The sequence below is a fragment of the Mycobacterium sp. genome, from assembly GCF_039583785.1.
Lineage (GTDB): Bacteria > Actinomycetota > Actinomycetes > Mycobacteriales > Mycobacteriaceae > Mycobacterium.
On the sequence record NZ_JAVKSG010000047.1, the window covers coordinates 15,860 to 22,820 of the forward strand.

Annotated in this window: 8 protein-coding genes and 1 tRNA gene; 6 read left to right on the forward strand and 3 right to left on the reverse strand. The window is 67.3% G+C overall.

The genetic code is table 11. From position 1 onward, the window contains the following. Positions 1–219: DUF1524 domain-containing protein (locus ABDV69_RS14445; RefSeq protein ID WP_343575497.1), on the forward strand; the 219-nt coding region annotated here is incomplete at its 5' end. On the opposite strand, the gene ABDV69_RS14450 is transcribed toward ABDV69_RS14445, so the two are convergent. Then, complete coding sequence (locus ABDV69_RS14450; protein ID WP_343575498.1) at positions 216–800, reverse strand: 5-formyltetrahydrofolate cyclo-ligase; 585 nt, start codon at positions 798–800, stop codon at positions 216–218. The two genes, ABDV69_RS14445 and ABDV69_RS14450, sit on opposite strands and share 4 nt — an antisense overlap. Positions 801–824: 24 nt before the next feature. Between ABDV69_RS14450 and ABDV69_RS14455 the strand changes: the two genes are divergently transcribed. The 5 genes from ABDV69_RS14455 (at position 825) to ABDV69_RS14475 (ending at position 4,994) form a co-directional block, all read left to right on the forward strand. Further along, entirely contained in the window at positions 825–1,733 is a 909-nt protein-coding gene (locus ABDV69_RS14455) for a UTP--glucose-1-phosphate uridylyltransferase (protein WP_343575500.1), read from the forward strand. Positions 1,734–1,777: 44 nt separating this feature from the next. Further along, entirely contained in the window at positions 1,778–3,070 is a 1,293-nt protein-coding gene (glp, locus tag ABDV69_RS14460; RefSeq protein WP_343575502.1) for a gephyrin-like molybdotransferase Glp, read from the forward strand. Positions 3,071–3,082: 12 nt separating this feature from the next. Further along, complete coding sequence (locus tag ABDV69_RS14465; protein ID WP_343575519.1) at positions 3,083–3,736, forward strand: GNAT family protein; 654 nt, start codon at positions 3,083–3,085, stop codon at positions 3,734–3,736. 121 nt (positions 3,737–3,857) lie between these two features. Next, positions 3,858–4,877 carry a gephyrin-like molybdotransferase receptor GlpR gene (gene glpR, locus ABDV69_RS14470; RefSeq protein ID WP_343575503.1) on the forward strand — a complete coding sequence of 340 codons (1,020 nt, stop codon included), beginning with the start codon at positions 3,858–3,860 and terminating at the stop codon, positions 4,875–4,877. A 44-nt stretch (positions 4,878–4,921) separates the two neighbouring features. Beyond that, positions 4,922–4,994: transfer RNA gene (locus ABDV69_RS14475), tRNA-Ala, on the forward strand. A gap of 564 nt (positions 4,995–5,558) precedes the next feature. Here ABDV69_RS14475 and ABDV69_RS14480 read toward each other — a convergent pair. Next, positions 5,559–6,521: a cation diffusion facilitator family transporter gene (locus ABDV69_RS14480; protein ID WP_343575521.1), complete on the reverse strand. Its 963-nt coding sequence runs from the start codon at positions 6,519–6,521 to the stop codon at positions 5,559–5,561. Between the two features lie 23 nt (positions 6,522–6,544). Then, complete coding sequence (locus ABDV69_RS14485) at positions 6,545–6,946, reverse strand: metalloregulator ArsR/SmtB family transcription factor (protein ID WP_343575504.1); 402 nt, start codon at positions 6,944–6,946, stop codon at positions 6,545–6,547. Positions 6,947–6,961 lie beyond the last annotated feature (15 nt).

The window sequence follows — 6,961 nt, forward strand, 5'->3', positions numbered from 1 at the left end:
CGTCGCCGCGACTTCGCCAACGATCCGCGCAACCTGCTGGCGGTCGGCGGACAAGTCAACTTCGACAAGGCTTTTCGCGACGTCGGTTCGTGGCTACCACCTGACCCCGCGTTTCGGTGCGCGTTCGTCGCCCGCGCGGTGGAGGTGAAGACGGCCTATCAACTCTGGGTGTCGGGCAAGGAGAAAGAGGCCATGCGCCGGGTGTTACGGGACTGCTAGCCACCCAACTCGACCAGACCGCGTCTTGGGGTCAACGCATGCGTCATCGGCACGTCGTGCGGTTCGTGCGGCACCTCGTCGAGCAGTTCCTCGTCGCGGACCACGGCGATCAACCGAGCCCGCGGCCCCCGCAACATCAGCGTCCGGTCGTAGAAACCACGGCCCCGCCCCAGCCGCGCACCGGTGCCGTCGACGGCCAGCGCCGGTACCAGCACGATGCTCGCCTGGGCGACAGCCGCCGCTGGCAGCCAGGGCCCGGCCGGTTCGAGCAACCCGAAGCGGGCCGCCACCAACTCTCCGGGCCGGTATTCACCCCACTGCATCGGCGTCGAGGAGTCGTCGTCGGCGGTGCGCGCGACGGGTATCAGCACGAGGTCGGCGTGCCGCCGCAGCGCGTCCAGCATCTCGATGGATCCCGGCTCGGTACCGATCGGCACATAAGCGCAGACCACGCCACCGTTTGACAGCGCATCTGCATGGTCAACCAACGATCGCGCCTCGGCGGCTCGCACGACATCGGACACCAATCGACGCGCTGCCAGCAGCCGCTCTCGCAATGCGGACTTGCCCGCGGTCGCCACGGGGTCAACGATATGGTTTCAACGATGGCAAACCCACATGTTTCGGTTCCGCGCACGGCGATCGTGCCCGCGGCCGGTCTGGGCACCCGTTTCCTGCCCGCGACCAAAACCGTGCCCAAGGAACTATTGCCGGTCGTCGACACGCCCGGCATCGAGTTGGTGGCGGCCGAGGCGGCTGAGGCGGGCGCCGAACGTCTGGTGATCATCACCTCCGAAGGCAAAGACAGCGTTGTCGCACACTTCGTCGAGGACTTGGTGCTGGAAGGCACGCTGGAGGCCCGGGGCAAGAAGGCCATGCTGGCCAAGGTCCGCCGGGCGCCGGGGCTGATCAAAGTCGAGTCCGTCGTACAGACCGAGCCGCTAGGCCTCGGCCATGCGATCAGCTGCGTGGAGCCGGTGTTGTGGAAGGACGAAGACGCGGTATCGATTCTTCTTCCCGACGACCTAGTGCTGCCGACCGGTGTGCTGGAGACGATGGCGAAGGTGCGTGCGCAGTTCGGCGGTTCGGTGCTGTGTGCCATCGAGGTGACGCGCGAAGAGGTGAGCGCTTACGGGGTGTTCGACGTCGATCCGGTGCCCGGTGCCGACAGCGACGTGCTGAAGGTCAAGGGCATGGTGGAAAAACCGAACGCCGAGGACGCGCCGTCGTTGTACGCCGCGGCCGGGCGCTACGTTCTCGATCGCGCCGTCTTCGCCGCGCTGCACCGCATTCAGCGTGGCGCCGGCGGTGAAATGCAGTTGACCGACGCGATCGCGTTGCTGATCGACGAGGGGCATCCGGTGCACGTCGTCGTCCACCGCGGCTCCCGACACGACTTGGGAAATCCCGGCGGCTACCTCAAGGCTGCGGTTGACTTTGCCCTAGACCGTGACGACTACGGGCCAGATCTGCGGCGGTGGCTGGTGACTCGGTTGGGTCTGGCCGAAGACTAGCCGCCTGTCGGGGTCGCGCCCCGGCTGAGAAAGAAAGGCGCGCTGTGCGTTCGGTGGAAGAGCAACAAGCCCGGGTGACGGCTGCCGCGGTGGCGCCGAGGCCGGTGCGGGTGGCCATCGCCGAGGCGCAAGGGCTGTTGTGCGCCGAAGAAGTGGTGACCGAGCGCCCGTTGCCCGGTTTCGACCAGGCCGCCATCGACGGCTACGCGGTCCGCAGCGTCGACGTGCTCGGGGTGGGGGAGATCGACCCGGCCGAAGAGCATTCCGACGACGAAGACGGTGCGCCGGAATCGGCGTCTGCTCGTGGCGGGCTGACCCTGCCGGTGCTGGGCAGCGTCACGGCCGGGACGCGGACGCCGAGCAGGTTGCAGCCGGGTCAGGCCGCGCGCGTGCAGACCGGGGCCCCAATGCCGACGCTGGCCGACGCGGTGTTGCCGCTGCGCTGGACCGACGGCGGCCAGTCCCGGGTGCGGGTGCTGCGCGGCGTGCGGTCGGGCGCCTATGTGCGGCGCGCCGGTGACGACGTACAACCGGGTGACGTCGCGGTGCGGGCCGGGACGATCATCGGCGCGGCCCAGGTCGGCCTGCTGGCCGCGGTGGGCCGTGACCGGGTGCTGGTGCATCCGCGCCCGCGGGTGTCGGTGCTGGCGGTCGGCGGCGAGCTGGTCGACGTAGCTCGCACGCCGGGTAATGGACAGGTCTACGACGTCAACTCCTATGCGCTGGCGGCCGCGGCCCGCGACGCCGGCGCCGAGGTCAACCGGGTCGGCATCGTCAGCAGCGACGCCCGAGAACTCGGCGAGGTGGTCGAGGGTCAGGTCAATCGCGCCGAGATCGTGGTGATCGCCGGCGCGGTCGGCGGCGCGGCGGCCGAGGCGGTGCGCTCGGTGCTCGCCCAGCTCGGCGACATGGAAGTTACCCGGGTCGCCATGCATCCCGGTTCGGTGCAGGGCTTCGGGCAGTTGGGGCGCGACGGGGTGCCGACATTTCTGTTGCCCGCCAACCCGGTCAGCGCGCTGGTGGTGTTCGAGGTGATGGTTCGGCCGTTGATCCGGTTGTCGCTGGGCAAGCGGCAGCCGATGCGCCGGGTGGTACGGGCGCGCACGCTGTCGCCGATCACCTCGGTTGCCGGCCGCAAAGGATTTCTACGCGGCCAACTGATGCGCGATCAGGGCACCGGTGAGTATCTGGTGCAGGCGCTCGGCGCCCCGGGCGCCTCGTCGCATTTGTTGGCGACGCTGGCTGAGGCAAACTGTCTGGTCGTGGTTCCCCGCGAGGCTGAGCAGATCCGCACCGGCGAGATCGTCGACGTCGCGTTCCTGGCTCAGCGTGGCTGAGTGACCCGCCTCGTGAACGTGTGGGGCTCGGGCTCCCAGCATCCCGGCTGGCCGAGCGCGGTGGGGCCGCTGCGGGTGGCCGCCGGCGTGATCCGGCTGCGTCCGGTGCGCCTGCGTGATGCCGCGCAGTGGAGCCGGGCCCGGCTCGCCGACCGCGCCCACCTGGAGCCATACGAGCCCAGCATCGAGGCTGATTGGATTGCGCGACACTCGATGTCGGCGTGGCCGGCGGTGTGCTCGAGCCTGCGGTCGGAAGCTCGCAAAGGTCGCATGCTGCCGTATGTGATCGAGTTGGACGGCCAGTTCTGCGGGCAGTTGACGATCGGCAACGTCACGCACGGCGCGTTGCGGTCGGCCTGGATCGGGTACTGGGTGTCCAACTCGGTGACCGGTCGCGGTGTCGCCACCGGCGCCTTGGCGCTCGGTCTCGACCACGGCTTCGGCCCAGTCAGACTGCATCGGATCGAGGCCACCGTGCGGCCGGAGAATGCGGCGAGCCGGGCGGTGTTGTCGAAGGTCGGATTCCGCGAAGAAGGATTGTTGAAGCGCTACCTCCAAGTCGACGGCGACTGGCGCGATCACCTGCTGGTGGCCCTCACGATCGAAGAGGTCTACGGGTCCGTGGTGTCTGCGCTGGTCCGCGAGGGCCATGCGCGCTGGGCCTAACTGATTTAACCCGTCGATAACTCGCGGCGTGTCGTGTTACAAACGTGACTTTTGTGACCAATGATGCTTGATATAGGGCGTCGTCAACTGGTCGCGTCTGGCGGGAAAGGAGCGGGTCGCCATGCCAAGCATCCCGCAGTCATTGCTTTGGATCTCACTCGTGGTGCTCTGGCTGTTCGTGCTGGTCCCCATGCTGGTCAGCAAGCGCGACGCGGTGCGGCGCACCAGCGACGTCGCACTGGCGACGCGGGTGCTCAACAACAGCGCGGCGGCCCGCCTGATCAAGCGCGGCAAACCCGCGGCCGGGCATCGCAGCAACCCAGACTGGCAGCCCGAAGCAGACGAACTCGACGAGCAGGACGAGCAGGACGAGCACGACGTTGACGATGCTGACGAGGCTGACGAGGCCCCACCCTCGCGCGTCCTGGCGACCGTCGCCGCGCCGCTGTCGGTGGACGAGGCCGGCCCGGACTACCTCGACGTCGACGCGGCCGACCCCGACTCGGCCGCCCTGCCGGCCACGCACGCGGACACCGACGATGAGGCCGCGGACGACACCGACACCGAGGTCAACCTTGCCGTCGAGTACGACGACGAGGGCGAGGCATTTGGCGACGACGAAAACTCCTACGAGTACATCGACGACACGTCGGGCATCCCGATCGCCGATGAACCGCCGCCGCGCGCTGCTCCGGGGCACGACCGGCGGCATCGTTTCGACCCGGACAAGGCCGCTGCGCTGGCCACTCGCAAATACGCCGCCCGCAAGCGGGTGCTGATGGTCATGGCGCTGACGCTGGTGCTCTCGGCGATGACGGCATTCCTCTGGATCTCTTCGGCGTGGTGGTTCTTCGGCATCATGTCCGCGGTGACCATGCTCTACCTCGGCTACCTGCGCAGGCAGACCCGGATCGAGGAGCAGGTGCGCCGGCGCCGGATGCATCGGATGGCCCGCTCACAGCTTGGCGTGGAGAACACCCACGACCGCGAATACGACGTGGTCCCGTCGCGGTTGCGACGTCCCGGTGCGGTGGTCCTGGAAATCGACGAGGAAGACCCGATGTTCGAGCATCTCGACTATGCGCCGTACGCGCGGGAGGACAGCTGGAGCAGGGACCTGCCGCGCGCGGTCGGGCAGTAGCGGTTCGGCCACACCGGCCGCGACTGGTAACCTGCTACCGGTCAGGGGCTATGGCGCAGTTGGTAGCGCGACTCGTTCGCATCGAGTAGGTCAGGGGTTCGATTCCCCTTAGCTCCACAGAGATTCGAGCAGGTCAGGGCCTGTGTCGCGGGTCAGGCTTCCGAAGCCGTCCGCAGAGCGTCGGCAGTAGCTTTGGTCGCCCCGTCGAGGCGGTCCGCAACCTCGTCGAGGTCCTCGTCAAACGAGCCTAATGGTGTCAAGAGTCGGCCCCTTACGCTCGCCAGTTGGAGTTCCGCGGTATGCCGCCGCATAGGTCGGTGAAGACCAGATTGTCGCGGGCCCTGGCTGGTGATCAGCGCGGCCAGTTCCTCAACGGAAACGGAAGGGCGACGGGGCGAAGTGAAGTCACAGTTCCATGTTGACCTCACTTATATGGCTAAGTGAGGTCAACTATCCGTTAGCTTCACTTAGGGCAGGGTCAAACGTCGGTCGCCGTTGGTCGGTGGACTCCAGCGGTCCCAGCCCAGGAGAGCGGGGCGGTATCGAGGTCCCGAAAACTCGCTCATCAACAAGTGCGGGGTGACGGATCAATGTGCGGGGCTGCGGTTTCGTTTACGACCTCAGTCCGTCAGCGGCCGTCGAGCGAAATATCAGGGAGCGCAGAGCCTGTGCCGAGTTGTCCTAGCGGGCGGGGTAGGCATGGATCATCGCGCTCGCGAGCTTCGGCAGGGCGTGCGTCAGTTCGTGCTCGCTGTCGTGTGCAATGCGGTGTGCCGCAGCCAGACTCAGCGTCGGGTCGATGTCGAGTTCGGCATCGGCGTGTAGCCGGTGACCGATCCAGCGCAACCGCACGCTGTGTACCGACTGCACGCCCTCTCGGGCTGCCAGCGCGGCTTCGGCGGTGTCGACCAAGTGCGGATCCACACCGTCGATAAGGCGGCGGAACACGTCGCGCACCGCGGTGCGCAACACCGCCAGGATGGCCACGGTGATGATCAGGCCGACGATCGGGTCGGCGAGCGGGAAGCCCAGTCCAACACCGCCGGCACCGACAATCACGGCCAGCGAGGTGAATCCGTCGGTGCGCGCGTGCAACCCATCGGCAACCAAAGCTGCTGAGCCAATGCGCCTTCCGACTCCGATGCGATAGAGCGCAACCCACTCGTTGCCGATGAAACCGGCACCGCCGGCCAGGGCGACCCAGCCGAGGTTGGCGACGGGTTGCGGGTGGATGAGGCGCTCGATGGCTTCGAAACCGGCAATGACCGCCGACAACGCGATCGTCGCGACGACGAACAGTCCGGCGAGGTCCTCGACGCGGCCAAATCCGTAGGTGTAGCGGCGGGTAGCGGCTCTTGTGCTGAGCGCGAACGCAATCCACAGTGGGACGGCGGTCAGGGCGTCGGAGAAATTGTGGATGGTGTCGGCGGCCAGGGCGATCGACCCGGAGACGGCCACCACGGCGATCTGCGCGATCGCCGTGACGCCGAGCATCAACAGGCTGACTTTGACGGCACGGATTCCCGCGGCGCTTGATTCCAGCGCGCTGTCGACGCTGTCCGCCGAGTCGTGCGAGTGTGGCGCGAAGATCTCTTTGATCGCGCCGCGTAGCCCGTGCTGATGGTCGTGGTCGTGCGGGTGCATGTGGCTGTGGGCCTCGCGACTGGTCATCGCGGGGTTGGCCTGCGCTGGTTTCGGTTTCGGGAGATAGCCCGCACCGTGTCATCGCCGTGATGGTGGGCTGGAACCCCGGGGCCGGCATGTTCGGCGTTGAACACCGCGTCGGCGACGAGTTGGCTGACGTGTTCGTTTTCCAGGCTGTAGAAGATCGTCGTGCCTTCCCGGCGGGTGCACACCAGCCGGGCCATCCGCAGCTTGGCCAGATGCTGCGACACCGACGGAGCAGGCTTGCCGACCCGCTTGGCCAGTTCGCTGACCGACAGCTCACCGCCGGTCAGCGCCCACAACAGCCTGACCCGGGTGGGATCGGCCAACATTCGGAAGACTTCGACGATCAGATTGACTTCGTCGGCTGGGATCGACGCCGGAACATCAATACTTGCGTTCATACGCAGATACTAACT